The sequence below is a fragment of the Aquimarina sp. U1-2 genome, from assembly GCF_017897595.1.
Lineage (GTDB): Bacteria > Bacteroidota > Bacteroidia > Flavobacteriales > Flavobacteriaceae > Aquimarina.
In genome coordinates this window covers 1-318 of record NZ_JAGKIK010000148.1, presented here as the reverse complement: position 1 = coordinate 318, position 318 = coordinate 1, and the positions used below count along the sequence as shown (strand labels likewise).

At 30.2% G+C, this 318-nt stretch carries 1 pseudogene; it reads left to right on the top strand.

Annotation, left to right across the window (positions count from 1 at the left end):
- Window positions 1–191 (top strand): annotated as a pseudogene (locus tag J8281_RS19425) (hypothetical protein); the annotation flags it as partial.
- Between the last annotated feature and the right edge of the window lie 127 nt (window positions 192–318).

Genomic DNA, 318 nt, shown 5'->3' with positions numbered 1-318 from the left:
TTTGGTTAATGGGTAAGATTGCCGAGGTTGATAATGTTGTAAAATTCCAAAAAGGCAAATGGGATTGTTCTGATGCAGGAATGATATATTATTGGATAACAGGTGCCAATGTAAATGACGGAGAAATACAACCAGCCGTATATCAGGTAAAAGATATGTTATTAAACTATATAGAGAAAACCCCTCAATAGTTAATCAAAATAGGCATTATTTACATGCATAATATATGGTTGTTTGTTAAATATACTAGGTGTAATAGTCCCGTGTTTAGTATATTTTGATATCATTTTGTGCAATAAATATATCAAAACATGAATT